Here is a 508-nt window from a genome sequence, read left to right on the forward strand (position 1 = left end):
CCCGCAGGGCGTCAATGGCCGCAATCCTCTGCGGCTTGGTACCGGAAGCTGAACTCATAGTGATATTCCCTATTACGGAGCCCTTCCCTTCAACCTTTCCGCATGCTTTCTTTTTCCGCGATTCCGCAAAGAAAAACGTCTGTTTCCGTAAAAAAACCATACCCTCCGCGGCAACTCCGTCATGATGACCTTCTCCGTATTTCCTCCCCACACTCCGTGCTATGCTCTCCCCGCAGCATGACCATCGGGAACCTCCAATCCGGCAACCGCGACAGCTTCCGGGACATTGAAATTTATGCCCGCCTGAAAATGGATGAACTGGACCTCCCGGATTGGAAATTCGGCTGGGACCGTGCCCGCAGGCGGCTGGGCGTATGCCGCCTGCTGGAAAAAAGCATCTCCCTCTCCGTCCACTTTGTCCGCGCCAATCTGGAAGCCCCCATGAAATCCGTGACACCATCCTGCATGAGATAGCCCACGCCCTGGCCTGGACACGCCACGGAGAACG

The 508-nt window shown here is 56.7% G+C and carries 2 protein-coding genes; both read left to right on the forward strand.

Going from position 1 to position 508, the window contains the following annotated elements; all coding sequences use genetic code 11:
- Nucleotides 1-185: hypothetical protein (locus tag HJW02_RS12945; RefSeq protein ID WP_208050670.1), on the forward strand; the 185-nt coding region annotated here is incomplete at its 5' end.
- Nucleotides 186-237: 52 nt separating this feature from the next.
- A complete protein-coding gene (locus HJW02_RS12950) occupies nucleotides 238-474 on the forward strand; it encodes a hypothetical protein (RefSeq protein WP_146021157.1) in 237 nt (78 codons plus the stop codon).
- The last annotated feature ends 34 nt before the right edge of the window (nucleotides 475-508 follow it).

This window comes from Akkermansia sp. GGCC_0220 (assembly GCF_017566105.1).
Lineage (GTDB): Bacteria > Verrucomicrobiota > Verrucomicrobiia > Verrucomicrobiales > Akkermansiaceae > Akkermansia > Akkermansia massiliensis.

Bases quoted from the DNA above. Each gene is read 5' to 3' on its own strand.
- HJW02_RS12950 (WP_146021157.1), top strand. From the start codon at position 238: ATGACCATCGGGAACCTCCAATCCGGCAACCGCGACAGCTTCCGGGAC.